A 25,603-nucleotide genomic window follows, 5' to 3' on the forward strand; every position below is an offset into this window, starting at 1 on the left:
TCTTCTTATGCCCCGTAATTACGGTATTGAGCGGGCGTCATGCCTTCCCATTCCTTAAAGGTTTTGACGAAATGCCGAAAATCCCGATAACCGACCCGGTCTGCGACTTCATATACCTTTAGAGGGGTCTGTTCAAGCAATTCTTTCGCCTTCGTGATGCGGATTCGAATGAGATAGCGGCTGAGCGTTTCGCCAACCTCTTCGTGAAACACTCTGCTGAAGTAAGAGGGATTCATGTAAATCTTTTCGGCCACGTTATGAAGACTGATGCCAAGGTGGTAGTTATCATGGATATAACGCAGCGCCGTTTCTATCGTTCGCTTATGCGCAATTGAGGGTGCATGAGTATCCTTTATGAGGAAGGTGTCCATGATCATGGCCTTCCAGTCGCCAATGGAACACCTGTAGAGCTGAAGCTTGCGTTGATGCGTAATGGTGGAAGCCTTGGAATGATCCTTTGCCTGGAGCAGCTCCTGCCACTTGGACAAAAGGATGCTGATGTGCATATTCATTTCATACCGCACGGCAATGGCCGGCGTCTGCTGGATGAGCTCTTGAAGCAGCCCGGTTTGTACATCGAGCAGTTCGGACAATCTGCCTGCATCCATCAGCTTCATGGCATGCAGAATCCGATTCGACAATGCCGAGTCAAGGGAGTCCGCTATGTGATCCGTGAGCAGAACGTCCGCCGCCAATTGCCCCATGCATGCCGCCATGCGATAGTCCAGCTGCTCAGCCGGGCGGGGCTTGGATCCATGACCTGCTGAACTGCCGTCCATCGGGGCAGTGTGGACCTGCCCGGGTCCGTGAACCAAATAATTCATACTTATGGTAAGCGCTTCCCTAAAAGAGGATGCAAGCTGCGTCCGCTCTCTTAAGCCGCTGATCCCTATGCTGATTCGAACGCCTAACACTTGAAGCGCATCTTCAATAACGCTCTCCATATAGCGGTACAAGTTCTCGACGCCGAAAGAGGTATCGGGCTCACTTAGCGAAGCAATCAGCGCAATGTCCGCAAAATCATTCCCTTGTAAAGGACAAGACAAGCACCGGATGTCCTTTTGAGACAAGACTTCTTCCACCAAATTCCCAAGCGCGTACCTCATGAGCGAGCATCCGCTTTCGTCCATCTCCCGGTCTCCCCACTCGTGGACGACCATCGCCATAACGATCAGCCGTTTCGGATCGAGGTTGATATGAAGGGCTTCCCATGCGGATTGCATTTCTCGCTCTGTCAAAGATCGGGTTAAACACATCTCCAGGTGCTTCTGTCTGGCGAGCGGCAAGCTTTCCCGGATGCGGCCCGACAATTCCTGCAGGCGGGAGTTCAGCTCCTGCTTCTGTTTAATTTCGCTGATGCAGCGTTCAATAATTTCAAGCAAAATCGGTTCTTCGACCGGTTTAAGAATATAGTCAAACGCTCCTAGCTTGACCGCCTTCTGCGCATACGCAAAGTCGCTGAAGCCGCTAATAAAAATAACCTTTGTATCGATTCCGCGCTTTTTGATTTCTTCCATTAAATCCATACCGTCCATCGTGGGCATCTTGATATCCGAAATGATAATTTCCGGAACATGGGCTTCGATTAATTCCAACGCCTTGCAACCATCCTCGGCGTCACCGATAAATTGGATTCCGTGTGAGCTCCAATCAATGGTCCTTTTCAAGCCTTCCCGAATCCAGTGCTCGTCATCGACTACCATGAGTTTTATCACTGTGTATGCCCTCCTTTTCGATCAGCCCAACACAAACCAGGCTGTGTTACACCAATATTACAGAAGCAGCAAAAGTAATATAATGTTTTTATCTTTGGATTAAGTGTAATATTTTTACTTCACTCTGTCTCCTCACATATGCAACAAGCTCTTGGCCGCCGCCAAGGCGATGAAACAAAAATTCCCCCTACGGAAGTAGGAGGAAAGTAATATCGAGGTGCAGGAAAGCCTTCGTCCAACTCCGCACTTTATTAGATATCTGGGATTATCTCTCTTAGCGCATCACGCGGATGCCGCAGTAATCCATCAGCAGTTCGCAGAACATCATGTTTGCCCACGAGAACCAAGGTCTCGTATACTCCGCCGGATCATCGGCCTTAAAGCTTTCGTGCATCAGCCCGGTTCCCGCGTCCGTTCGGCTCATCACCTGCAGCAGGCGCAGCTTTTCCTCACGGCTGTCCGCGGTCAGCCCTTGCATCGCCAGGGCGATATGCCAAATGTAGCCCTGCGGCGTATGCGGGCTGCCGATGCCCTCAGCCGCAGTTCCTTCATAATAATAAGGATTGTTCCGGCTCAAAATAAACCGCCGTGTATTCTGGTACACCTCATCTGACGCATCCCGGTAACCGAGATACGGAATCGACAGCAGGCTCGGCACGTTGGCGTCGTCCATCAGATTGTGATGGCCCAAGCCATCGGTTTCGTAGGCGTAGATCGGGCCGAATTCCGGATGCTGTACGATGCCGTGCTCCCGGATGCCCTGCTCGATCTCCTGGGCAAGCTTGGCGGCCCTGCCCTGCAGTTCTTCATCCTGCAGCACCTCTCCGGCGACTTCCTGCAAATAGCCGAGCACCACGACGGCGAACATATTGGAAGGAACCAGATAGCCGTATTCGCACGCATCGTCGCTCGGCCGGAATCCGGACCAGGTCATGCCCGTATAGGCCGTCTCTGCGCCTTTGCCGTCCCGCACCAGCGTATCACTCGGCACGCAATCCTTCCGCTGGAACCGGTAAGGCGACCGCTCTTCATGGCGCTGCTCCACCGTCCACAAATCCAATATGGCCTCCGCAGCTTGACGGAAGCTGCCTTGGAATTGCGAGGTTCTGCCCGTGTTCTTCCAGAGCAGATAGCTGAGCTGAAGCGGATAGCAGAGCGAATCGATTTCGTATTTGCGTTCCCATATCCAGGGGGTCATCTCCGTCTCGTCCGCCTGGTGGCCGCGCCCGTTGGCTTCCTCGTTGAAGGCGTTTGCATAAGGGTCCAGCAAAATCGAATCCAGCTGCCGCCGCACTAAACCTTCGATCATGTCGGCAGCTTCCGGATCCTCCTTCGCCAGCACCAGAAACGGCCGCACCTGCGCGGCCGAGTCGCGCAGCCACATCGCCGGAATATCGCCGGTGATGACGAAAGTCGTTCCGTCCTCCATCCGTTTCAGCGTCGTCCCCCAAGTATTCCGTATCGCATTTTGAAAAATGTTCAGCAAACGCGTCTCTCCGGCCAGCTGTTCCGACATTCTCCCGGCCAACCGTTCCAAAGTAACAGGCTCCGTACCCAGTGATTTCATGCGCTTTCCTCCTTGGTTATGGCATCATAAGCGTCGAAAGTTAATGAATATATCAGCTATGCTACCGTATGAATACACAAAAATTATATTTGTTGGTAAGTTAACATGTCAATATACTTTTTATAACATTTTATCGTTAAATATTATATTATTTAAAAGAAAAACGGCATTCCCGCTGAGGCCTGCCGCTTTGGTTCCAACTCTATTCGTGTTTCATGGCAAGCCCGCCGTTCCGGACAGGTCCCGCCGACAAGCCTTCGACGAGCTCGTCATCCAGCAGGATTTTACCGGGAACGCTCTCGCCGTTTCGCAATTTAAGCACGTTTTCAAAGGCGAGCCTCCCCATCTCATTCTGCTTCTGCCGCATATGGGTGAACAAGGAGCCGGCAGCGTCATCCGGACTGTCAAAGCATACGATCGACAGGTCTTCCGGCACACGGATCCCCGACTCCAGCGCCGCCTCATAAGCAAGCCTGGCGATGTTGTATTCCATGGCGAATAGGGCGGTAATCTCCGGATGGGCCGCGAGATGGCGCTTGATGTGTTCCTTCTCCTTCTTCTTGTTTTCCGGTACAAAGGCAGCCGGCAGCGTCGCCGTAATGTTCTCCATCCACAGGCTCCGGTCGGCGGCAATGCCGCTTTCCGCATGGGCCTGAATAAACCCTTCGATCCGCTCCTCGATGGCGGTCGTATCCCGGGGCGGGGTGGTCATAAGGCCGATATGGGTATGCCCGAGTCCGAACAGGTAATGGATCAGCTGCTTGGACGCCGATACGTTGTCTGTGCTGATGGAGCTGGCGGAGACGCCTTTCAGGTGCCGGTCCAGCAGCACGAACGGATACTCACTGATGACCAGCTTCAAAATTTCGGCATTGAAGTATTCGCCCTGCGCCGGGAAAATAATGAGCCCGTCCACCCCGATCTCCAGAAGGCCCTGAATGGCTTCCTGCTCTCTGGCGGTCTCTCCCAGCGACCTGCGGAGAATCAAATAGCTGTCATGCTCGCGGGACGCTTCCTCCATGCCGAAGACGAGGTCCGTTCCATAGCTGTCCCCAAAGTCGGTCATGACCAGTCCGATCAGCAGCTTGCCGCTCTCCCGGCGCCGCTTGGACGCTGCCCCCGCACGGGACGGCGGTGTTCCTCCCCCGCTTTCATAATCCTCGGCCACAAAAGAGCCTCTTCCCGGCTGGCGGACAATGTATCCTTCCTGCGTAAGCATCTCCAGCGCCTTCTTGCTGGTGATCCGGCTGACGCTGTAGGCTTCGCCCAGCTCCTTTTCCGATGGGATCCGCTCCCCCGGCATATATTTTCCGGCTACGATCTGATCGCGCAGTTCTTCAAAGATTTGTTCGTACATCGGCTTCGACGACGATTCATGCGACACGTTGCAACCTCCTCTGTCTCTGGGTCCACAAGTTCAGCTCCGCTGAACCATTCTACAATCATTAAATAATATATCATGTTATATTCGCTTTGTGAATAGCCGCCGGACTGGAAGTCCCGTTGAACGGCATCTTCGCCCTGCACCAGCACAAAAAAAGAGCGCCCCCAGCGGGGACGCCCTTATGATGCTTTACCCTTATTTTCAGCAGCCCAAACCTTCTATACTTCCTTCATCCGGAAGTAGACCCACCCGATCAGGAAAAAGACTACAAAGCTGCCGACGACCGTAATCATCAGACTTTCAAACGGCAGGTTCAGCGCCCCGAATCCGCCTCCCTCCATCGTGCCTGCCGGCAGGGTTGCCAGAAACGGCTGCGCCCAGGGATAGTAAGGACCATAGGTAGCCGAGTTCACCACCAGCATATTCGGGATGGTGAACATCACGTTCAGCGCCAGCGGAGCCGCGAAGCTGCTCCACATAAGCGAGGCGGCCAGCTGCAGCGCCGCGAGCGGCAGGCAGGCGACCCAGCCGCCCAGCAGGCTGCGGCCGATCTCCGTCCACGGAATCGGACCGGGCAGGCCCTTCACGGCGCCGACCAGCAGCAGTGCGCCGAGAAAGAGCACCTGCATGATCAGCAGCAGAGCGATAATGACCGTATACTTTGCCAGGAACACCCCGGACCGGGTCACGGGCAGCACCAGCAGCTGCTTCCACCCGCCCCCTTGATGCTCGTAGCGGCAGATGAAGGCGGCGAAGATTCCCGACATGATCGGCATGAACAGCAGCGCATGCAGCATGCTCAAGGCGCCGAGCAGCACCAGCCATGGCTGCTGCCGGCTGTCGACGTCCGACAGCAGCCCGACCAGGACGGAGACGAGCGGACTGACCAGGATAAGCAGCACGATCAGAGAGCGGGACATCTTCAGCCGTTCTGCTGATAACACCCGAAAGTAACTCAGCATCTCTAGTCCACATCCTTTCCGCGGAATTGCCCCATGCCCACCAAATAAATGATAAATGCCAAAATGATGCCTCCGCCTACCGGCAGGGCCGGAGACGCCTTTCCATAGAACGACAGCAGGGGCCAGGCCAGCGGGAACCATTCCGGGTAATTCCCCGCGAACAGCGAAGCGATGGCGGCGGTAATGCCGAGCATGATCGGCAGCGCCTGATTTTTAAACGTCAGGGACAGCCACAGCTCCAGGGCAAACAGCGGCAGCGACGCCAGGAAAGGCACAAAGCTAAGCTTCAGAATCGTCAAATACGGAATATGGTCCGGACTGAATTTGAGGGCCAGTCCCAGGACGACGGTTCCGCAGGACAAAATCAGGCAGGATACCGCCAGGGCAATGATCCCCAGCAGATATTTGGCCGTAAACACCGAACCCCGCGAAATCGGTAATGCCAGCAGCTGCTTCCAGGAGTTGCTGCCATGCTCGACGTTGGCAATTTGCGAAGCGATCAGCGTCGTGCCCAGGAACAGGGCGATCGGCACGAACGAGAAGATCTCCCCGATCAACCCGGCCCACGGATCATCCTGGTAGCGCTGCAGCAGGTAGTCGTACCGGAGGCCGAAATTCAGCCCCTGCATCGCCAGCAGTCCCACCGAGCCCAGAATAACGAGGAGCCAGATCCCTTTGCGGCGCATTTTCAGAAAATCGGCCGACAGCGCGCGCGCCACCATCATGAGAATCCCCCTTGCTCGATCACCTGCATGAAGATATCCTCCAGCGACCGGCGCTTCTCTTCCACCCGGTAAATCGCATGGTTATTGTCTACGAGGCGCTTGACGAGCAGCGCCACTTCCGGATCGCTCAGCTGGTCCAGCTTGATCGCCCCGTCTTCCATCCGGCCGGTATAGCCTTGGCCGATCAGGTGAACCAGCGCCTCCTGCGGCTCCGATACGACCAGGCGGAATCCGCCTGAGGCTTGCTGCTTCAGGTTGTCGATCGTATCCTGGAACACCATTTCCCCTTCGCGGATAATGCCGACGGTCCCGGCCATTTGCTCGACCTCGGAAAGAAGGTGGCTCGAGACGAGCACGGTAATCCCGTGCTGCTTCGGCATGCTGCGGATCAGCTCGCGTATTTCGTGGATCCCGGCCGGATCCAGCCCGTTGGTCGGCTCGTCCAGAATCAGCAGCTCCGGACTTCCGAGCAGAGCGGCGGCAATGCCCAGCCGCTGCTTCATCCCTAGCGAATACCCTTTGACGGGGCGCTTCGCGTCCTTCGTGAGGGACACGATGTCCAGCACTTCGTGGATGCGCGTCTTCGGCACATCGAGGATGCGCCGGATCGCCTCCAGATTTTGCACGGCCGTCAGATGGCCGTAGTTCGAAGGATATTCGACCAGCGAACCGACCTTGCGCAGGATGTTCATTTTATCCTTCCTCAGGTCCTTGCCGAAAATCTGGATCGAGCCCACGGTCGGGCGAATCAGGCCGAGCAGCATCCGGATCGTCGTCGTCTTCCCGGCCCCGTTCGGTCCGAGAAAACCGTAAATTTCCCCCTTGGCGATTTCCAAATCCAAATTGCGTACGGCATAGCGGCCGCGGTATTTTTTGTTCAAATTTCTCGTCTGTATCACGAGTTCACTCACGATCATCACCTCGATACCCATCTTACCGGGCCAAGGTTAAAAGACAGGCTGCTCCAAGTTTAAATTTCGTTTAAAACTCCATTGCCAAAATCCGCGCCAGCCTCTACCATAAATGAGAGAAACTTGTCATCTCTTGACGATTGGAGGCGTAACATTGACGGATTGCACGGTTAGGCAGATTGAAGCAGCAGATTACCGCGATATTTACGTATTGAATCAGGATTTTAACCCGGATCTGCGGTTGTTTACCGAAGACCGGGTGAAGAAGAGGATTGAAGCCATCACGGCTCAGACGAAGGATGTCATTTTTGTGTGCGAGCAAAATGAAGAAGTCGTCGGATACATTCACGGCAGTCCTTATGAGCTGCTCTTTTCCGACTCCCTGATCAACGTTCTAGGGTTTGTCGTAAAAAAGTCGCACCGGAATCAAGGGGTCGGCAGTATGCTGATCAGCCATCTGGAACAGTGGGGGAGAAGCCACGGGTTTTCCGGAGTCAAGCTGCTGTCCCATCCGAGCCGCGTCCAGGCCCACCGATTCTACGAACGCCGTGGATACGTGTTCACCAAGGATCAGAAAAACTTCATCAAATCCTTTAACTGCTGAAATATTCATCACGTGAAAGTATACAGAAAACCGCTCGGATTAAACTGCACCCCCTTGTTAGGCTTCGGCTAACAAGGGGGTGCAGTTTTCTATGGTCAAAACCAAGGCTTCACTTGATCATCAGCCCCGGTTTCTCCGAGCCCGCAGGGTACAGCAAAACCCTTGTCCCCTGCGAACCGCCCTCGATCAGCATGGACAGCCCCATCTCCCGCGTCAGGAAGCCAACGATCGCTAGGCCGATCCCGGCACCCTTGCCGCCGGAAGACGACTGCATGCCCTGGCCGCGATCGGAAATGACAATGGCCGTCCTGCCCCCGGCTGCCTCCGTAGCGATGCCGATATACAATCCGGAATGAGCGTGCCTCAGCACGTTCTGGAACAGATTGTCCAGAATCCGCCGGAACCACTGGATATCGACAAGCCACCACAGCGGCTCTTCCTGCAGCGAGACATCCACTTCAAAGCCCTCCTTTTCCCACAGCGGATACCAGGCGGCCGCGCTTTCCCTCACGATCCGGAGCACGTCCGCCTGCACCGGCTGCAGGGTGTACCTGCCGCTCGTCAGGAGATTATACGACAGCAGGTTATCGATCAGCGCTCCCAAATCACCGAGCTTGGCTTCGGTCAGCTTCAGCAGCTCCTGTCCCCGATCGGACAAGGGCTCTTTTTGCAGCGTATGGACATGGCCACGGATAACGGTCAGCGGTGTACGCAGGTCATGCGACAGGTTGGCGATCAGCCGCTTGCGCAGCTCCTCCTCTTCCCGTTCGCGCTTTAAACTTCGGCCCAGCTTGGCCACCATCCCGTTAAATGCGTTTTCCAGCTGTCCGATTTCATCCTCCCTTTTGACCTGGATCGGCTCCGGCAGTCCGTTCTGACCCTGCACCGTCATGGCATGCTGCAGGCTCAGCAGCCGCCTTCTCATGTTCACGAAGAACATCCATGAGACGGCGACAAAGGCCAGAAACATAAGTAGAATAAGTACATAAACGAAGTAAAACGTCCGGTCTGACACCGAGTCGCTGCGGGTGCTCTGCACTTCCTTCGGCACCTCGATGACCATAAACCCCTTGCCCAGAGACTCTGCATCCCCGATAAAAGCAACCACCGTAAACTTCCCGTAGGATTCCCGGTACTTCTTCATAAAAGCCATCGCATCCGACGCGCTCCACTGCTTCGGAAGATCCAGCTTGCTGCCCCCCGGCTCCCGGAGCTTGCCCTGTCCGTCGACCCAGAACACGGCCGCCTTGTTATACTCTTGGCTCAGCGTTTTAAGCCTGGCATCGATCTGTGCCGGAGTTTTGTCCTTCAATTTCTTGGCTTCCTGATGCCATGTTCTCTCGAGACGTAAGCCGGTGTATGGATTCTCCTGCTTCGGCTCCGAGGGAAACAGCGGATCGATGATATTCAAGTTGACGAGCTGATATCCGATCAGCGCCGCAGGAAACACCACCGGAATAAAAAGCAGCGCGATGACCATAATTAAAAGGTATCTCGACAGCAGCGAACCGCGGAACTTTCCGCTTCTGCCCGTCTTCATGCCTTGATGCGGTAGCCAACACCGCGGATCGTTTCAATGATTTCGGGCGCGGCCGGGTCACGTTCCAGCTTCTCGCGGAGATAACGGATGTGCACCATCAGCGTTTTGTCTCCGTCGAAATAAGGCTCGCCCCACACGCCCTCATAAATCTGCTCTTTGGTCAGGATCTGGCCCAAATGCCGGAGCATAAACTTGAAAATTTGGTACTGCTTGCCGGTCAGGATGATCTCCTCCCCAGTCTCACGGTTCATGATCCGGTTCTCCCGCTCGTGTACCGTCAAGTGCTTCAGTTCCAGCACATCCGAGGCGACTGATCCCGACCGGCGGAGCAGCACCTCGATGCGGGCCGCCAGCTCATCAGGATGAAAAGGCTTCGTGAGGTAATCGTCGGCAAACTGCAGCCCTTCCAGCTTGTCGTCGATGGACGTCCGCGCGGACAGCATCAGAATCGGCAGCTCCGGGTACGCCTTTTTCAGCCTTTGTCCCACCGTAAATCCATCCAGGCCCGGCAGCATGACATCGAGAATAACCAGCTTGCAGTTGCCCGCAAGCTCCGCGGCCCTTTCGCCGCTGCGCTGCCATTCCACCTGATATCCGCGTTCAGTCAGGTCCCGGCAGACCCATTCGCCGATCTCGGCGTCGTCTTCGATATATAACAATGATACGTTCAATGATATCGTTCCTTTCTGTCTGTTTCAGGCATTAGCATCCAAGGTAATTTCATTGTGATTATACCTTATTTCGCTGGAAGAGGAGGAGCGTTCACTGATCGGCCGCACAATTTTACAGGTTGAAGCCCAGAAGGAATCATGCTATATTTTAGCTACCTGAGCACGGACGTTTCCTTAACCGATGTTCTCAGCATTCCAATTTAAAGGCTATGTTACCCTAAATGAAGGTACAACCTCGGGCTGAAGTATGTGGACCCTGGTTGTGCCTTTTTTGCGTGAGGAGGAAAATGAGATGCTGCTGGAAGCTGTGTACCACCGCCCCAAACTTAACTGGTGTTATGCCTATGACGGACGTACCATCCACCTGAGAATCCGCACCAAACGAGACGACGTGACCTCGGTATCGGCCATGGCCGGCGACAAGTACATTTGGGATGAGTCGATGGAGTATATCCCGATGATCAAGCTGGTTTCCGACGAACTGTTTGATTACTGGGAATGCGAAGTGACGCCTCCCTACCGCCGGCTGAAATACGGATTTCTGCTCGAGGACGGCAAGGAAAAGTACTGGATGACCGAATACGATTTCCTTCCGGAGCCGCCAGAGACGCCGGACCGTTTGTTCGAGTATCCTTTCATCAACCCGGTCGATATTTTCACTGTGCCGGCATGGGTGAAGGACGCGGTCTTTTATCAAATTTTCCCTGAGCGCTTCGCAAACGGCGATCCGTCGCTGGATCCGAAAGGAACGCTGCCCTGGGGCGGCGAGCCTGAGCGGGACAACTTCTTCGGCGGGGATCTGCAGGGGGTGCTTGACCACCTGGATCATTTAAGCGAGCTGGGCATCAATGCAATTTATTTTACGCCGATTTTCAAGGCGACGACCAACCATAAATACGATACCGAAGATTACTTAACGATCGACCCCCAATTCGGGGATATGGAGCTGCTGAAGAAGGTCGTGGCCGCCTGCCACGAGCGGGGCATCCGCGTGCTGCTGGATGCGGTGTTCAACCACTCCGGCCGGACGTTCGCCCCTTTCCTGGACCTTCGGGAAAAAGGAGAGCAGTCGCGCTACAAGGACTGGTTCCACATCCGCAAGTTCCCGATCGGCGTGGAGGACGGCGTACCGAGCTACGACACGTTTGCTTTTGAGCCGCTCATGCCGAAATTGAATACCGAAAACCCTGAAGTGAAGGAGTACCTCCTGAAGGTCGCGGAATACTGGATCAAAGAAGCCGACATCGACGGCTGGCGCCTGGACGTGGCCAACGAGGTTGACCATCAGTTCTGGCGCGAGTTCCGCCAGGTCGTAAAACAGGCTAAACCGGACGCCTATATTCTCGGCGAAATCTGGCACGAGTCCTCACCTTGGCTGCAGGGCGACCAGTTCGACGCCGTCATGAACTACCCGTTCACCAACGCGGCGCTCGATTTCTTTGTCGACGGAATTACGGATGCCGAAGGATTCGCCAATGCGATCGGCAAGCAGCTCTCCCGCTATCCGCGCCAAGCGAACGAAGTGGCGTTCAACCTGCTGGACAGCCATGATACGCCGCGCCTGCTGACCAAATGCAAAGGGAACAAGGATAAAATGAAGCTGGCCGCCCAGTTCCAGTTCACGTTCCCCGGAACCCCGTGCATTTTCTACGGGGATGAGGTCGGCCTCAGCGGCGGTCAGGACCCGGAATGCCGCCAGTGCATGCAGTGGGATGCTGCCAAGCAGGACCAGGACCTGCTGGCGTTCTATAAGGACCTGATCGCTCTGCGCCATCAGTACGGTGCGCTCCGCACCGGAAGACTGACGTTCCTGTCCGCGGAGGAAGGAAGCAAGCAGCTGGCTTACTCCCGCGAGGACGAGAACGACAAGATCGTCATTCTCATGAACAATTCGGCCCAAGAGGACACCCTCTCGGTCGACGTGGAGGAATCAAGCTGGACGGATATCCGCACAGGCCAAACTGCGTCTGCCCGCCAGGGCAAGCTTGAAGTAAAGCTGCCGGCATACGGCTGCGCCATGCTTAAAGCGGATAAATAAGAAGCAAGGGCCCCCAGGTTTCGTACCAGGGGGCCCTTATTTTTCTCCATATGCTTAGTTTTACACAAAGTTACGCGTATCGTTATTTCTGCCGAACTTGTAGGTCGCGATGAGGAAAAATACCACCGCGAAGGCAAACAGGATCGACAGGTTAAACCATACGCCGGCGAAGCCTTCGCCGGACTGCAGCTTCTCGATCGACTGCAGCACCCAGTTCTGGGGCAGGAAGTCGGACACCCGGCGGATTGCATCCGGCATGATGCTGATCGGGAAGAAGCAGCCGGAGAGCAGGCAGGTCGGTGTGACGATCAGGTTCGAAAGTGCGCCGGCCATGGCGGTGCTCTTCGAGAAAGCCACGATCGCCAGGGAGATGCTCACCGATACCAAGGAGAACAGCAGCAGGATGCCGAACATCTGCGCCACCGGCATGCCCGGATCGATCCGGAACACGACGCGCATAAAGAACAGGACAATCACGATCTGCGCCAGCATGACGATCAGATTCATCAAGATGTTGGCCATGACGTACGTCCTGGCGTTAATCGGCGAAGACAGCACCCGGAAGTACGTGCGGTTCTCCCGGTTTTTCAGAATGAGCTCCGACAAGCTCACAGCCGAAGTCATCATAAACATCAGCAGAAAGCCGATGGACTGGTAGGACATCTCCTTCGTGGTCGACGTGTCATTGACAGACTCGGAGGTGACCTTGAAGTCCGCCGAACGGTAGCGGTCATACAGCTGCTGGAACTTCGCGTCGTTCCCGGCTGAAATTCTGCCCATGGCCGCCACGTTGTCGATATATCCGTACAGCATAGATTTCATATACGCCGTTACCTGGGCGCCCTTCACCGACTGAATCGCGATATGGTCCGGGCTGCCGCTCCGAACGCTCTCCGAGTAGCCGGACTCGATGATCAGCCCGCTGTCGAGATCGCTTGCGGCAAGCTGATCCTGCAGCTCCTGCTGCGTCACGTTCACGACCTTGACATGGTCCAGACCTTGAACAAACTGAACCGTATCGGCCGCGATGGTTTGCCCGTCATCCCCGTTGACAACGCCTACCCGAAGCTCCGTTGCTCCCTGCGATCCATAGAGCAGCAAGGAAGCCAAGATGCCGGCGATCGGCAGCCCGAAGTACAGAATCATCGTGCTGCGTTTGCGAAATGTGGCCCGGAGTGTCCGGATCACCAAAAACCAGATATCCTTCCACATGTTACAATCCCTCCCTGCGTCTCATGACGGCGATGGATGCGCCCAGAAACAGTATCGCAAAGCCGATATACAGTCCCACCGCCGGCCAGGCAGCGGATACGTCGTTTCCGTAAATCACTTGGGTCAATCCATGATTTCCCCAGCGGATCGGAGACAAATTCACGAGAAAGCCCATGATGCCTCCCCCGGCTTCGTCACCGATCGGAAAGTACGCTCCCCCAAAGAAGGACATCAGCTGAACGATCAGAGAGATAATGCCCCGCGATGCACTGCCTTTGAGCAGATAACTGAAGGCAAGACCCAGGCTCAGCGCCATGATGACTTCCGACAGCAGCACGATCAGGACGATGCCCATATGCTCTCCCCAATACGCCTTGAAGACGTACTTGCTGAAGACGATAATGACGATCACGAACAGAAAGTTGGTCACGATGCCGCCCAGCACCTTGCCGGCAAATATCTCGCTTTTGCGTACCGGCGCCGTCACCAGCCGCACCGCCGTTCCGCGCCCGATCTCTCTTTGGATCAGCCCCCCGGCCGGCATGGCCGCCCACAGGCCAACCATTACCGTCAGGGCCAGCGCGTAGTAATCAATGGACCCCGGCGTCCGGTTCGCGTTGATCGACAGTTCCTTGATGTAGTCCGACCCGGCTCCGCCCGCAAACACCGCCTGAACCTGTGCAGGCTCGGTCTGCGCAACCGCCGCAGCCGCATTGTACTTATCGGCAAAGGACGTCAGCATCCCCTGCACGATATTGCTCTCAATCGTACTGCGGCTGCTGCCGTAGAGGGAAATCCCCTGCCCGCTCAGCTCCACATAATCCACGTAGCGGTTGTTCTCCACTTCGGTCCGGCCGTTCTTCCCCGCCGGGAGCGTATCAAACGTGATGCCCGATTTTCCGGCCTCCTTGGTAAAGGCAGCAAACGCTTCGGACAGCGGTCCTCCTCCGGTGGTGTCCTTCACGACCACCTTCAGGTCACCGACGCTCAAATCGCCGCTGAATGCGTTCGTCAGAGCCAGACCTAGAATCAGCATCAGAATGATCGGAAAGCCAAGCATAAAAATCAGTGTGCGCCGATCCCGGAAATCCTGTTTGATTTCTTTAAATGCAATCGATAAAATATTCACCTCATGAACCTCCTCCCCGCTTAAGCGATTAATCCCGTAAATTTCTCCCGGTCAAGGTCAGAAACACCGTCTCCAGATTGGGCTCCTTCTCTTCCACCGAGCGGATTTCCATCCCGTCATCCATGAGCTGCTTCAGGATCCGGTTCAGGTTGTCGACCGCCGCGTCGCTGTGAATCCGGATCACGTTCTCTTCCTGCAGCACCGTCCGCACGCCCGGAATCGCTTTGAGCGCCCCTGCCGCCGCAGGCTGCGCCGATTTCACTTCGATGCGGATGTCTTTCACGTCGGTAATCGTTGATTTCAGCTGCTCCTTCGTGCCCTCGGCGATGATTTTGCCATGATCCACAATGGCGATCCGCGAGCAGATTTCCTCGACTTCTTCCATATAGTGACTCGTATAAATAATCGTGCAGCCCGATTCATTCAAATTCCGCACCGAGGTCAGGATATAGTTCCGCGACTGGGGATCGATGCCGACCGTCGGCTCATCCATAATAATAAGCTTCGGCTTATGAGCGATCGCGCAGGCGATGTTCAAGCGCCGCTTCATCCCGCCTGAGAAGTTCTTCGGCAGGCTCTTCGCCTTGTCGCTGAGGCCGACAAATTCGAGCGCTTCCTCCGTCCGTTCTTTGAGCTGGGTGCCGCGCAGACCGTACAATCCGGCAAAGAAGCTCACGTTCTCATAGGCCGTCATATCTTCATAGATCGCCAGATCCTGCGGCACGATGCCCAAGTTCAGCTTGGCGAACCGGCTCTGCTTTGTGATGTCCCGGTCCAAAATCCGGATTTCCCCGCTGCTTGGGCGCAGCAGTGACGATACCATATTGATCGTTGTGCTTTTGCCGGCGCCGTTGGCCCCGAGAAAGCCAAAAATCTCCCCTTCCCTTACCGTCAGCGACATATTGTCCACGGCGACGAATTCGCCGAATTTTTTGGTCAGCCCCCGAATATCGAGCACGTTCATTTCATCCCACTCCGTTTCGTTGTCCTTTTAACAGATCGACAGGGCGGTATGCATCTCGCTCGCTCCATCTGTCTTGATGCTCTTATCTTAATAAAAAAGGATGACCTTATGTCAGTGCATAAGTTCATCCTAGATCCATGAGAAAATTCATGTCTTTGCCGTGGGGGCATGACCTATCATATGAAATTTATCATTCCCTGCCGTACGGAATCAGCGTGGTGACCGTGAAGCCCTGGGAGCCGTCGGCGATGACCGTGCCGTTCACGGATGCCGTCCGCTCTTCCATGCCGATCAGGCCCAGGCCTTTAACGATCTTGGACGAGCCTTGGCCGTTATCGGAGACGACCGCTTTGATGAAGCGGTTCAGCACGCGAATTTCCACATGCACCGACGTAGCCCCGGAATACTTGGCGCTGTTGGTCAGCGCCTCGGTCACATTTTCATAGATGATCTTCCATTGGAGAGGGGTGATGATTTCCATGTTCCCGTCATGAACGACAGAGGTCATCATCCCCGTTTTGCCGCTAAAGGCTTCAACCGCCGTTTTCAGGCGGCTTAGTCCGAGCTGTTCCACAGGGGGTTTGTTGTTCTTCAGTGTGAGGCGGATTTCCTCGATAGCTTCCTTCGAGATGCCGATGGCGTTCTGGAGGAGATTCTCCGCGGTATGGGGGTCGCTGTGCAGCAGCCGCTTGGCGGCCTCCATCTGGATCAGAGCCCCGGTCATGGCATGCCCGATCCCGTCATGAATCTGCTGGGTTAACCGGCTGCGTTCCTCCAGCTTCACCATATATTCCGAGGCCCTGGCGAAGTCCCTGTTTTCGTTCAAGCTCCGCGCCAGCCGGTGCATATCCTTGCGTATCAGCTCGTTTTCGTCTTCCTGGCGGACGATCCTGCCCATATACTGCCGGACCAGCACATAATTGAAATAGCTCAGCGCGGCCACGAACATATACAGAACCATCATCGAATCCCGCAGGAAGATCAGCGGAATGAGGATGACGAGGAGCACGACCCCGTTCTTCCGGGGATAAAACGTGGCCAGCTCATAACATCCGAAGGGCAGCAGCAACGTGAAAAAGGGATGATACACCGCACAGCCGATCAAAAACAGCTCGATGATCACGATGGCGCCCTGCTTCAACCGGCTCCCCTTCACGATATGCAGCACCAGATTCAGCGCCGAGTAAATGAGAAACAGCAGCACGATCCACGGGTCCGGTTGGGCTGCCGTAAAATAGGTGGCGATCACGACAAAGAGCAGTAGTATCGTTTTGTTGCCGACAGTCCACAGTTCCATACAATCCGCCGCCTACCGGACCTTGCCGGTCAAATAATAGATGGCGATCTGAGTGCGGTGCGACAGCGCCGTTTTGTTCAGGATCGATGTAATATAATTGGCCGTCGTCCCTTCCGAAATAAACAGCTCTTTGGATATTTCCTTGTTGGACAGCCCCTGGGCGATCAGGGACATCACTTCCAGCTCGCGCTCGGTGAATACGCTGCGGTCAAACGGGCAATCGGAAGACATGTCTCCTTTAGCCTGCGCCGCCGATGCCGCTGATGCGCCCGATGTTCCCGCTGTTCCCCGGCCAGATGTACTCCCCGTGCTCGCAGACGCTCCTTTCCCGCCAGCCTCCTGCATACCCGCTTGCTGGGCTCCGCCATGTTCCTGATTGGCGCCTGTTTCCGTCCGTCTCCCTTGGGCCGCAGGCAGTCCGTCCATCACCGACTTCAGCTTATCCAGCACCACGTCCTGCAGCACATTATTGCCACTGTGCACGCTCTTGATTGCATCCCGAATACGCTCGGGGTCGTTGTTCTTCAGCAGATACCCTTTGGCGCCGTAACGGATCGCATCCAGAATGTACTCGTCGTCATCGAAAGTCGTCAGGATCAGCGGCTTGGTTCCGGTCTCTTCGGTCAATATTTTGGTCGCTTCCACTCCGTTCATATTCGGCATCCGCACGTCCAGGAGCGCCACGTCCACCTCGTGGGTCCTGCAGTAGTCCACCGCTTCCTGCCCATCGTTCACCGTAGCCAGCACCTCAAACTCCCCGAACGTATTCAGGATGATCTTCATTCCTTCCCGGATAAACGAGTTATCATCCGCAATCAGCACTCTAATTTTCATGCCAGGCCTCCTTGTCGAACCTATTGTACCTGATGGCCGGCCTGGATTGGAAGGAGTTTCTAAGCATCAGCAAAGAACACAATAACTCATATCAAATCTCCCTAGGGATTGAGCTGCGAAGATAGACCGATCAGCACTGTAATCTTGCTGAGAAGGGAGTATTTTACACAGATCAGTTTTTTCGATAATGCCTAAAAAAGGAACCCCTCCTGTTTCATAAGGGGTCCCTTTGCTTTAGCCGACTCATAAAAAAGCTTAGGCCTAGATAAATAAAAGTTACTCTGCTCTTTTCCTTTTTAAACTAAAAGCCATTCTTAAAATTTGGCTTTTGGATTCTTGATTAACCATGTTAAATAAAGTAGAGGCCAGTCTTCGCAGATCATCTTCATGCATTTTCGAGCAGACCTTTTCAAAGGTTTGCTGCAAATTTTTAATAGGTTTTGCCAAGTTGTTTTCCTTCATAAAGAATTCTAATTCTGTGCGATCAATAGGATTTAAAAACTTTAGCCCAAATCGATCTACAGCAAAGCTGAAGTCCTTATCGTTATTGCTCAGGAGCTGCGCATTCATTTCGATTGCTGTTGCTGCAATTACGGCGTCCGGAAGGGGGAGCTTCTTCCCCACCTCCTCAGACCACGTTACGCGGAGATTGGCTGCCGTCTTGGCAATCTCATCGCTAATATCTATGATGAGTCCTTCTTCCTTGGGATAGCGAATAAATTCATGGATGACTTCCTGATATGCCAGGTCTTTATGCGCTCGTGGAATGGACTGCAGCTCCGTTTGAATGACAGTGGGTAGGAGCAATTCCACTTCCGGATCAAAACGCAATTCATTAATCAATTCCAAAGCCGGATTAAATCCCCAGGAAGCATAGATATAAATGTTCGTGTCGCAGATCACCCTATTTAACATCGAGCTCCTCCATATCATCTTCGGCCGTTACCGGGTAAAGATCGGATGGTTCGTCAACGACAGGTTTAACTCGGGCCAAGGCTTCTTTGGTACGTTTTACAGATTCAATCTGCTTTTGATACTTAGGTGATTTGAATTGTTCCTTGGGTATCAGGTACTTTGTCCCACCAGGAGCCGCAAATTGTTCAACATGGATTTTGCCAAGTTTAATCCATTTGTAAACGCTCTGCACACTGATGCCAAACATCTCAGCAACTTCCTCAACAATGTAAAAGTCGCCACTTATAGTCTCCCTTAATTTCTCTACAGAGCTGACCGTTTTCCGAAAATCCTTTTGTATCATGCTCTGAAGAACAGAGATGGTATCTTTGATTGTTTCTCGATCCTGTTCAGGCAGGTATGAATTGTGGCTTATATGCTCTAAACGCTTCACCAGCTCATTTTTTTCAATCATAGACATATTTATCACCCACCATTATTATAACACATCGGTTAAACCTTTAAACTCATTAAACCATTAAACCAAAAGTAAATCCATGTATAATTTCTTATCTCAAAAAAGCCCCTCTGCGAGGGGCTTATAACGAACGGTTACCATATGACGAGAAAAATAATAGCGGCCAGCACGATCCGGTACACGGCGAACGGTACCAGCTTGATGCGGTTGATGAGCTTCAGGAAGAAGCGGATGGCGATCAGCGCCACGATAAACGAGCTGATAAAGCCTGCCAAGAAAAACGGCATCATATCCATCGTAAAATACTCCCAGTTCTTCAGCAGCGACAACCCGCTGGCACCGAGCATAATCGGCACGGCCATAATAAACGTAAAGTCGGAAGCCGCCCGGTAGCTCATGCCCATCAGAACCCCGCCGGAGATGGTGGAACCGGAACGGGAGAAGCCCGGCCACAGGGACAGGCACTGGACCAGTCCGATGCCAAAGGCCTGCCCGTATGTAATCTGGTCCACCGTTTCGGCTTTCGGACGCTTCGGCCGCCATACGTCGGCCGCGATCATCAGGAGCGCCCCGATGACCAGCCCGATCAGCACCGTCCGCGTTGAAAACAGATGCTCGTCAATATAGTCATCAAACAGCAGGCCGAGCACGCCGGCCGGAATCAGGCCTACGATGACCTGGGTCAGCTTCAGGCGTCCCTGCGCCCGGCTGCCCCCTGCCTCCGGCTTTCTTCTCCGCAGGCCGAGCAGGTCGAGAAACCGGCTCCAGAACACGACGACCACCGCCAGGATGGAGCCCAGCTGAATGACGACTTTAAAGGTATTGGCTACGGGCGAAGCCAGAAACTCCCCGGTCTTCAGCCACATATCGTCCACGATAATCATATGCCCGGTCGACGATACCGGGGCGAACTCCGTCAATCCTTCGACGATCCCGAGGATCACCGCTTTAATGATTTCCATCAAATCCAAAACGTTTCACAACTCCTTCAGTTTACTTTTCAACCCGCATTCCCCGCGCGCGGCGGAGGTACAGGAACAGCACGCATACAATAACCAAGCCGATCACGGCGTATGCGGCATGCGAATACACGTCCATATAGTGCAGAATGCTCTCCCAGGAATCTCCCAGGGCCGCCCCCAAGTACACGAGCACCGTGTTCCAAATCAGCGTCCCGACGGTGGTAAAGAGCAGAAACAGACCGAACTTCATCCGGGCCATCCCGGCCGGAATCGAGATCAGGGACCGCACGAGCGGAATCATCCGGCAGAAGAACACCGTAAAGTAGCCGTAACGGCTGAACCACTTTTCCGACTTGGCGATATCGGATGATTTGACCCGCAGGATGCGGCCCCATTTGGCCACAATCCGCTCCAGGCGGTTCACATCCAGCAGCAGGCCGATGCCGTACAGAATGACCGCTCCGATCACGGATCCGACTGTAGCCGCCGCGATGACGCCCGGGATGGCCAGATGCGATTTCGTTGTCATAAAGCCCCCGAACGTAAGGATCAGCTCCGACGGAATCGGGGGAAATATATTTTCAAGGGCAATAATGAGCGCAATACCGACATAACCGAACTGTTCCACGACGCTGGTAATCCACTGCTCCATGGAATTCCCTCCCATACGGTTTATAGTGAAGCCCTGCGTTAAATCAGGGTCTTTCTTACGTTCCGCAAATAGTTGTAACGGATGAAGAAAAAATACGCCACTTGGGCCGTAACGAAGCACGCCAGCACCGCCCCCATTTCCCAAGCGATGGAGAGATAATAGAAGCTTTGCAGCGCCATAAAAGCGAAAATACTGTGCAGAGCGGCTAGTAATATCGGCACGAAAAAGAGCATCGCGAGCTGTCCTGTTACGATCCGGTTCAGCTCCCGGTCCGTCAGTCCCATCTTGGCAATCGTGTCGTATTGGCGCCGGTCGTAGTCCAGGTCCGCATAGAGGCGGAAATACAGGAAGCTGCCCGCCGCGATAAAAAACACCGTCCCCACCAGCAGCGCCGCAAACAGCATCGCCCGGTAAGACGTCATCTGCGTCACATACAGCGTGCCGCTCACCGTCATCGCGTACGGCTGTCCGGCGTCATACCGGACTTCGCCGCGCGGCGCGAGCCGCTCTCCGAGGCCCAGCGTACGCTCGAAATCGTCCACGTATAATCCGGTATACCGGTCCACTGACACGGGAGACGTCAGACGGTCAAACAGGCGGTCACTGACCACGAGGCCGCTGAAGTCGCCCTCCCGCTTCCATTTCATCTCCCGCAGGACATGCTCAGGCACGGGTACCCGCGACGTATACCCGATCTCCCGGATTTGCAGCCTCTCTTCCGCCAGCGTATAGACCTCCATCTCCCGGATCCGGGTGTAGGTGCGGTCGCGCTCGGAACTAATCATCACCAGGGCGTCAATGCCTTCCAGCGGCTTTTCCAGGTCGCTGTCCCCGGCGGCTTCCACCGCCTGCTTGTAGCTGGAATAAGAGATGACCGGAAGCAGCGCGCGGTCCCCTTCTCCGGCTGGCATGCCGACCTGGATGTTTTTGACCGGAAAGCTGACGATCGCCGGACGGAGCCCCTTCGCACGAAGTTCGTCCTCAAGCTGCCGCACATGCTGCGCTTCCAGAGAATTTCCGCCCTTGGACAGATAGCTGACCGCCGCCGGGTAGTCCTCCCGGAACTGGCCGGAGAGCGTATTAATGGAAGCAAACACACCCACCGCACAGAACGAGACGGTCGAAATGATCGTCACCATGAACAGCATGTTCGCGTTGTCTTTGAGCCGGTACGCCAGGTTCGAGACCGTCACGATATTCGTCTTTTTCCAGAAAAAGAGCCTCCGCTTCTGCAGCAGCCGGACGACCCATACGCCAAGCTGGGTATACAGGAAATACGTGCCGGCGATGGTCATGATGACGACCGGAAGCATGCGGATGTAGATCGTATTCACCGTGGTCGTCGCGGCCAGCGCATAGGATGCAAGCAGCAGCACGGCCGCCAGCAGCGACTGGATGCCGGACGTCCGCGGCGGGGTCTTCGGCCTTTGCCCGGACTGAAACAGCTCGATGAGCGTCCGGTTCCGGAGCATGACGGAGGTGCAGACCGAAATCAGCAGGAACAGCAGCACGAATGCGCCCGCCGTCAGCGCCAGCGCCTGCCAGGGCAGGTAAAACGGGATCGGCGCCATCCCGAAGGAACGGGAGCCAATCATCAGAAAGAGCTTGCCTGTGATAAGGCCGGCGGCCATACCGGTCAGGATGGCCCCGAGGCCGATCAGCATGTTCTCCATCAGGACCATCCGGTTCAGCTGTCCCTTGGTCATCCCGTGCATCAGCAGGATTCCGATCTCCCGCTTCCGCGAGGTCAGAAAGGAGCCTACCGAATACAGCACGAAGAAAAAGGAGAACAGATACATGATGCATTCGGCGGTGATCATCGTCTGCATTACGATCGGATAGATCAGCTGCCCGCGGATATAGGGGCTGAACAGGAACAGGGCGCAGATGAAGAAGATCATGACCGAGAAGGCGCTGCTGAGAAAATAAGCCGCATAGGTCCGCTTGCTGCGGGCGACGTTTCTATAAACGAACTGTAGAAAGGACACGGTTGTCTCCCCCCAGCAGCGACAGCATGTCGATGATTTTCTGGAAAAACGCCTGCCGGTTGCTGCCCTGATAGATTTCGTTATAGAATTTGCCGTCCTTGATAAAAATGACCCGGTGGCAGAAGCTTGCCGCGACCGGATCATGGGTCACCATCAGCACCGTCGCCTGCTCCTGCCGGTTCATCTGATCCAGCGTCTCCATAACGTCCTTGGACGCCTTGGAGTCGAGATTGCCCGTCGGCTCATCCGCCAAGATTAGCGAAGGCCGGTGGATCAGCGCCCGTGCGATGGCCGTCCGCTGCATCTGTCCCCCCGAAATCTCGTAGGTGCGCTTGTCCAGAATTCCGCGAATGCCAAGCTTCTCCGCCACTTCCTCCAGCCTGCGCTCCATCTCCCGGACGGGCACCCCGTCCAGCGACAGGGACAGCACGATGTTCTCCCCGACGCTCAACGTATCAAGCAGGTTGAAGTGCTGGAACACGAAGCCCAGCTCGCGCCTGCGGAACAGCGCGGTCTGTTTGCGGCTCAACTGATGCGGGTTGGTCCCGTTAATCCAGACTTCGCCGGCCGTCGGCTCGTCGATGGTCGCAATCACGTTGAGCAGCGTAGTCTTGCCGCTCCCCGAGGGGCCCATCACACCCACGAATTCGCCGGCGGACACCGCGAACTGGATATGGTCGAGCGCCTGCAGCGGTACGCGGCCTTCATAGATTTTTGACAAATGCTTCACTTCCAGAATCGTCACGTGCTCCAGGCTCCTCCGCTTTGATTTCCTGTCATAGGCTTATTATAGGCAGTGCCTGCTTCAGCCTGCCATCGCGCAACATTACACTAGCTTACACATTTGTAAGCTTGAATTTGATCCGGACGGTCGTTCCCCGTCCTTCCTCCGATTCGATCTCGACGCCGTGTCCCATGCGGCTGCAAATCTGCTTGACCAGGTACAGTCCCATCCCGGTCGATTCCTGGTACAACCGGCCGTTCTCGCCGGTAAAATACGGATCGAACACGCGCGGCAGATCCCCCTGCGGAATGCCGATGCCCTCGTCCTGGATGTCCAGGACCGCCTCGCTGCCGCTCTGGTATCCGCGGAACCGGATTTGCCGGTGCTCCTCCCCTGCGGAATACCGGACCGCGTTCGTGACCAGCTGGGTCATGACAAAGGACAGCCACTTCTCATCTGAAGTAATCCGAAGCGGCCGTTCGAACTCGATAACAGGAAAGATGCGGCTCCGTATAAACAGCCGGCGCTGGGAGGACGTCACCGAACGCACCACCTGCTCCAGATCCAGCTCTTCCACATAAAAATCCTTTTCGAATGTGTCGAGCCGGGCGGTGTACAGCACCATATCCAGCCCCTTCCGGAGCCGGTCGAGCTCATCGCCGATCGCGGTGAACTCCGGCTTGTCCTGATGCTGAATGATCAGATGGATGACCGACACGGGCGTCTTCATCTGATGCACCCACTGGTTGATGAATTGAATATGGGAATCGAGCTTGTGCTTATACTGCTGCAGCTCGGTTTGATAGCGGCGGTACTGTCCCTTGATCAGACGGTGCAGGCTCAGGGACAAGGGAGTCTGCTGCTTGTTGTTCAGCAGCTCTTCCGTCGTCGGGGACGGCGCGGACAGCCGCGCATAGAAGGTCCGGTTGCGCCAGTACCGGATCAGGAGGTACCCGGCGAACAGGCAGCTGCTGAGCAGCGCCGCATATAGGCTGACCTCGGCGTTCCGGTACCCGTCGAGCCGGTACACCAGCGTGATGAGAAATAATTGCAGAATATAAAGGGCGATAAGCGGGGCTTGGTCTCTCAGATACAGCTTCATGCTTCGTTCTCCCAGTTTGGTAGCAGCCGGTAACCTTGGCCCCTGACGGTCTGGACGGCATCCTGCACGCCGAGCCCCGACAGTTTTTTGCGGACGCGGGTCACGTAAACGTTCAGAGTGTTGTCATCCACGAACGACTGGTCGTCCCAGATCCGGTCCAGCAGCCGGTCGCGGCTGACAACCTGCTCCTGGCGGGTCAGCAGTTCCTCTAATATTTTAGCTTCGGTATGGCTGAGTTCCACCTTTTGCCCGTTCAAGGTCAGAGAGAGTCGGTCCACGTCCAGCGTAAGCCCTGAGACCGTGACGGACCGCGTCTGCTGGGATGCGGCATACGATCCGTACGCCCGGCGAAGCTGGCTGCTGATTTTGGCCACGGCGATTTCATAATCGAACGGCTTGGTCAAATAATCGTCCGCCCCGTTTTCCAGCGCCATCACCTGGTCCATCTTGCCCTCCCGGGCCGATATGAAAATAATCGGGCATGTCGACAGGCCGCGAATTTGCCGGCACCAATAGTATCCGTCGTATTTCGGCAAATTGATGTCGAGCAGCACCAGGTGAGGATCGTAGCTCCGGAAGTCGCTCAGAACCGCAGCGAAATCTGTCACGGAACGCGTGTCATATTCGAATTTATGCAAATGCTCCTCCAGCAGGCTGACAAGCTTCCTGTCATCTTCGACAATGAAAATTTTAAACATGACGAATAATCTCCTTTGGAAAAGTAAAGGTGTCTTCTCACTCCTTTGGTATTGTACCATGTCCGGCCTGCCGGGCCGAATTCCAGGCTGGAATGCCATAAAAAAGGAGCTGCAGCCCCAAAGGGCGCAGCTCCTTGTCTCAAACGATCCAATTGCATACATTCACTGAAAGCAGACCGCTTGCAGCGAAAATCTTGTTACCGAATATGGAATGGTCCAGCATCGCTGAGGCCTTTATTCTCTTCAGTCAGGTGCTCAACCGGTGAGCCCGAAGCAAGTGCTGCAACGGCGCTCTCATGGGTCTCATGACGACTCTCCCGATCATGCAAAGTACATTTCGGCTGCATCGAGCTCGCGGCTTCCGGATACCTGATAATTCTCCTGATGGAGAACACCGTCCTCATCCTGCAGCTCGATTCCCCGGCGCTGCAGCTCCGACATCAACAGGGCCAGAAATTCCCGATCCAGTTCCAACTGCTTGGCCAGCATCACGCATTCCAGCAGCTGTTCATCAGACAAGATTTGCATTTCAATCCCCCCGATCTTCCAAGG

Annotated in this window: 24 protein-coding genes; 2 read left to right on the forward strand and 22 right to left on the reverse strand. The window is 55.0% G+C overall.

The window, feature by feature from the left end; all coding sequences use genetic code 11:
• Positions 1 to 5: 5 nt before the first annotated feature.
• From C7820_RS22095 to C7820_RS22120, 6 genes are all read right to left on the reverse strand, one after another.
• Positions 6 to 1,715, reverse strand: coding sequence for a response regulator transcription factor (locus C7820_RS22095; RefSeq protein WP_147306297.1), 1,710 nt, complete (start codon positions 1,713 to 1,715; stop codon positions 6 to 8).
• Between the two features lie 274 nt (positions 1,716 to 1,989).
• Positions 1,990 to 3,282 carry a glycoside hydrolase family 125 protein gene (locus tag C7820_RS22100; protein ID WP_116232876.1) on the reverse strand — a complete coding sequence of 431 codons (1,293 nt, stop codon included), beginning with the start codon at positions 3,280 to 3,282 and terminating at the stop codon, positions 1,990 to 1,992.
• 202 nt (positions 3,283 to 3,484) lie between these two features.
• Positions 3,485 to 4,666, reverse strand: coding sequence for a GntR family transcriptional regulator (locus tag C7820_RS22105; protein WP_258875346.1), 1,182 nt, complete (start codon positions 4,664 to 4,666; stop codon positions 3,485 to 3,487).
• Between the two features lie 218 nt (positions 4,667 to 4,884).
• The gene (locus C7820_RS22110) at positions 4,885 to 5,628 is read right to left on the reverse strand and encodes an ABC transporter permease (protein ID WP_116232877.1); all 744 of its coding nucleotides are present in this window, start codon (positions 5,626 to 5,628) and stop codon (positions 4,885 to 4,887) included.
• Positions 5,629 to 5,630: 2 nt separating this feature from the next.
• Positions 5,631 to 6,350 (reverse strand): ABC transporter permease, encoded by a 720-nt coding sequence (locus tag C7820_RS22115; protein WP_116232878.1) that lies wholly within the window; start codon positions 6,348 to 6,350, stop codon positions 5,631 to 5,633.
• Entirely contained in the window at positions 6,350 to 7,270 is a 921-nt protein-coding gene (locus tag C7820_RS22120) for an ABC transporter ATP-binding protein (protein ID WP_397334216.1), read from the reverse strand. Before C7820_RS22120 ends, C7820_RS22115 begins: the two co-directional genes overlap by 1 nt.
• Before the next feature lie 148 nt (positions 7,271 to 7,418).
• Between C7820_RS22120 and C7820_RS22125 the strand changes: the two genes are divergently transcribed.
• The gene (locus tag C7820_RS22125) at positions 7,419 to 7,868 is read left to right on the forward strand and encodes a GNAT family N-acetyltransferase (protein WP_181909157.1); all 450 of its coding nucleotides are present in this window, start codon (positions 7,419 to 7,421) and stop codon (positions 7,866 to 7,868) included.
• A 109-nt stretch (positions 7,869 to 7,977) separates the two neighbouring features.
• Here the strand turns inward: C7820_RS22125 and C7820_RS22130 are convergent, their stop codons facing one another.
• Positions 7,978 to 9,408 (reverse strand): HAMP domain-containing sensor histidine kinase, encoded by a 1,431-nt coding sequence (locus C7820_RS22130; protein WP_116232880.1) that lies wholly within the window; start codon positions 9,406 to 9,408, stop codon positions 7,978 to 7,980.
• On the reverse strand, positions 9,405 to 10,079 hold the full coding sequence (locus C7820_RS22135; protein WP_116232881.1) for a response regulator transcription factor: 675 nt from the start codon (positions 10,077 to 10,079) through the stop codon (positions 9,405 to 9,407). The genes C7820_RS22130 and C7820_RS22135 overlap by 4 nt, the downstream gene beginning before the upstream one ends.
• A gap of 292 nt (positions 10,080 to 10,371) precedes the next feature.
• Between C7820_RS22135 and C7820_RS22140 the strand changes: the two genes are divergently transcribed.
• On the forward strand, positions 10,372 to 12,117 hold the full coding sequence (locus C7820_RS22140) for an alpha-glycosidase (RefSeq protein WP_116232882.1): 1,746 nt from the start codon (positions 10,372 to 10,374) through the stop codon (positions 12,115 to 12,117).
• A gap of 60 nt (positions 12,118 to 12,177) precedes the next feature.
• Here the strand turns inward: C7820_RS22140 and C7820_RS22145 are convergent, their stop codons facing one another.
• From C7820_RS22145 to sda, 14 genes are all read right to left on the reverse strand, one after another.
• On the reverse strand, positions 12,178 to 13,329 hold the full coding sequence (locus tag C7820_RS22145; RefSeq protein WP_116232883.1) for an ABC transporter permease: 1,152 nt from the start codon (positions 13,327 to 13,329) through the stop codon (positions 12,178 to 12,180).
• A gap of 1 nt (position 13,330) precedes the next feature.
• Entirely contained in the window at positions 13,331 to 14,458 is a 1,128-nt protein-coding gene (locus tag C7820_RS22150; protein ID WP_116232884.1) for an ABC transporter permease, read from the reverse strand.
• A 28-nt stretch (positions 14,459 to 14,486) separates the two neighbouring features.
• A complete protein-coding gene (locus tag C7820_RS22155) occupies positions 14,487 to 15,422 on the reverse strand; it encodes an ABC transporter ATP-binding protein (RefSeq protein ID WP_116232885.1) in 936 nt (311 codons plus the stop codon).
• A 190-nt stretch (positions 15,423 to 15,612) separates the two neighbouring features.
• The gene (locus C7820_RS22160) at positions 15,613 to 16,719 is read right to left on the reverse strand and encodes a sensor histidine kinase (protein WP_116232886.1); all 1,107 of its coding nucleotides are present in this window, start codon (positions 16,717 to 16,719) and stop codon (positions 15,613 to 15,615) included.
• A 12-nt stretch (positions 16,720 to 16,731) separates the two neighbouring features.
• Positions 16,732 to 17,553 carry a response regulator transcription factor gene (locus C7820_RS22165; protein ID WP_116232887.1) on the reverse strand — a complete coding sequence of 274 codons (822 nt, stop codon included), beginning with the start codon at positions 17,551 to 17,553 and terminating at the stop codon, positions 16,732 to 16,734.
• Between the two features lie 276 nt (positions 17,554 to 17,829).
• Positions 17,830 to 18,468, reverse strand: a complete 639-nt coding sequence (locus C7820_RS22170; RefSeq protein ID WP_181909158.1) for a PIN domain-containing protein — start codon at positions 18,466 to 18,468, stop codon at positions 17,830 to 17,832.
• Complete coding sequence (locus C7820_RS22175) at positions 18,458 to 18,928, reverse strand: helix-turn-helix domain-containing protein (RefSeq protein ID WP_116232889.1); 471 nt, start codon at positions 18,926 to 18,928, stop codon at positions 18,458 to 18,460. The genes C7820_RS22170 and C7820_RS22175 overlap by 11 nt, the downstream gene beginning before the upstream one ends.
• 131 nt (positions 18,929 to 19,059) lie before the next feature.
• On the reverse strand, positions 19,060 to 19,887 hold the full coding sequence (locus C7820_RS22180) for an undecaprenyl-diphosphate phosphatase (protein ID WP_181909179.1): 828 nt from the start codon (positions 19,885 to 19,887) through the stop codon (positions 19,060 to 19,062).
• Between the two features lie 31 nt (positions 19,888 to 19,918).
• Positions 19,919 to 20,539, reverse strand: a complete 621-nt coding sequence (locus C7820_RS22185) for a DedA family protein (protein ID WP_089549193.1) — start codon at positions 20,537 to 20,539, stop codon at positions 19,919 to 19,921.
• 38 nt (positions 20,540 to 20,577) lie between these two features.
• Positions 20,578 to 22,527 (reverse strand): ABC transporter permease, encoded by a 1,950-nt coding sequence (locus tag C7820_RS22190; protein WP_116232891.1) that lies wholly within the window; start codon positions 22,525 to 22,527, stop codon positions 20,578 to 20,580.
• Positions 22,502 to 23,272 (reverse strand): ABC transporter ATP-binding protein, encoded by a 771-nt coding sequence (locus C7820_RS22195; RefSeq protein ID WP_116232892.1) that lies wholly within the window; start codon positions 23,270 to 23,272, stop codon positions 22,502 to 22,504. Before C7820_RS22195 ends, C7820_RS22190 begins: the two co-directional genes overlap by 26 nt.
• A 91-nt stretch (positions 23,273 to 23,363) precedes the next feature.
• On the reverse strand, positions 23,364 to 24,353 hold the full coding sequence (locus C7820_RS34175; protein ID WP_116232893.1) for a sensor histidine kinase: 990 nt from the start codon (positions 24,351 to 24,353) through the stop codon (positions 23,364 to 23,366).
• Complete coding sequence (locus tag C7820_RS22205; protein ID WP_116232894.1) at positions 24,350 to 25,051, reverse strand: response regulator transcription factor; 702 nt, start codon at positions 25,049 to 25,051, stop codon at positions 24,350 to 24,352. The genes C7820_RS34175 and C7820_RS22205 overlap by 4 nt, the downstream gene beginning before the upstream one ends.
• A gap of 321 nt (positions 25,052 to 25,372) precedes the next feature.
• Complete coding sequence (gene sda, locus C7820_RS22210) at positions 25,373 to 25,579, reverse strand: sporulation histidine kinase inhibitor Sda (protein ID WP_105445770.1); 207 nt, start codon at positions 25,577 to 25,579, stop codon at positions 25,373 to 25,375.
• Between the last annotated feature and the right edge of the window lie 24 nt (positions 25,580 to 25,603).

The organism is Paenibacillus sp. VMFN-D1 (assembly GCF_003386155.1).
GTDB classification, from domain to species: Bacteria; Bacillota; Bacilli; order Paenibacillales; family Paenibacillaceae; genus Paenibacillus_AQ; species Paenibacillus_AQ favisporus.

Coding starts and splice junctions, on each gene's coding strand:
- C7820_RS22100 (WP_116232876.1), bottom strand. CDS start 3,282: ATGAAATCACTGGGTACGGAGCCTGTTACTTTGGAACGGTTGGCCGGG.
- C7820_RS22110 (WP_116232877.1), bottom strand. CDS start 5,628: ATGCTGAGTTACTTTCGGGTGTTATCAGCAGAACGGCTGAAGATGTCC.
- C7820_RS22115 (WP_116232878.1), bottom strand. CDS start 6,350: ATGGTGGCGCGCGCGCTGTCGGCCGATTTTCTGAAAATGCGCCGCAAA.
- C7820_RS22120 (WP_397334216.1), bottom strand. CDS start 7,270: ATGATCGTGAGTGAACTCGTGATACAGACGAGAAATTTGAACAAAAAA.
- C7820_RS22130 (WP_116232880.1), bottom strand. CDS start 9,408: ATGAAGACGGGCAGAAGCGGAAAGTTCCGCGGTTCGCTGCTGTCGAGA.
- C7820_RS22140 (WP_116232882.1), top strand. CDS start 10,372: ATGCTGCTGGAAGCTGTGTACCACCGCCCCAAACTTAACTGGTGTTAT.
- C7820_RS22145 (WP_116232883.1), bottom strand. CDS start 13,329: ATGTGGAAGGATATCTGGTTTTTGGTGATCCGGACACTCCGGGCCACA.
- C7820_RS22155 (WP_116232885.1), bottom strand. CDS start 15,422: ATGAACGTGCTCGATATTCGGGGGCTGACCAAAAAATTCGGCGAATTC.
- C7820_RS22160 (WP_116232886.1), bottom strand. CDS start 16,719: ATGGAACTGTGGACTGTCGGCAACAAAACGATACTACTGCTCTTTGTC.
- C7820_RS22165 (WP_116232887.1), bottom strand. CDS start 17,553: ATGAAAATTAGAGTGCTGATTGCGGATGATAACTCGTTTATCCGGGAA.
- C7820_RS22170 (WP_181909158.1), bottom strand. CDS start 18,468: ATGTTAAATAGGGTGATCTGCGACACGAACATTTATATCTATGCTTCC.
- C7820_RS22175 (WP_116232889.1), bottom strand. CDS start 18,928: ATGTCTATGATTGAAAAAAATGAGCTGGTGAAGCGTTTAGAGCATATA.
- C7820_RS22180 (WP_181909179.1), bottom strand. CDS start 19,887: ATGGAAATCATTAAAGCGGTGATCCTCGGGATCGTCGAAGGATTGACG.
- C7820_RS22185 (WP_089549193.1), bottom strand. CDS start 20,539: ATGGAGCAGTGGATTACCAGCGTCGTGGAACAGTTCGGTTATGTCGGT.
- C7820_RS34175 (WP_116232893.1), bottom strand. CDS start 24,353: ATGAAGCTGTATCTGAGAGACCAAGCCCCGCTTATCGCCCTTTATATT.
- C7820_RS22205 (WP_116232894.1), bottom strand. CDS start 25,051: ATGTTTAAAATTTTCATTGTCGAAGATGACAGGAAGCTTGTCAGCCTG.
- sda (WP_105445770.1), bottom strand. CDS start 25,579: ATGCAAATCTTGTCTGATGAACAGCTGCTGGAATGCGTGATGCTGGCC.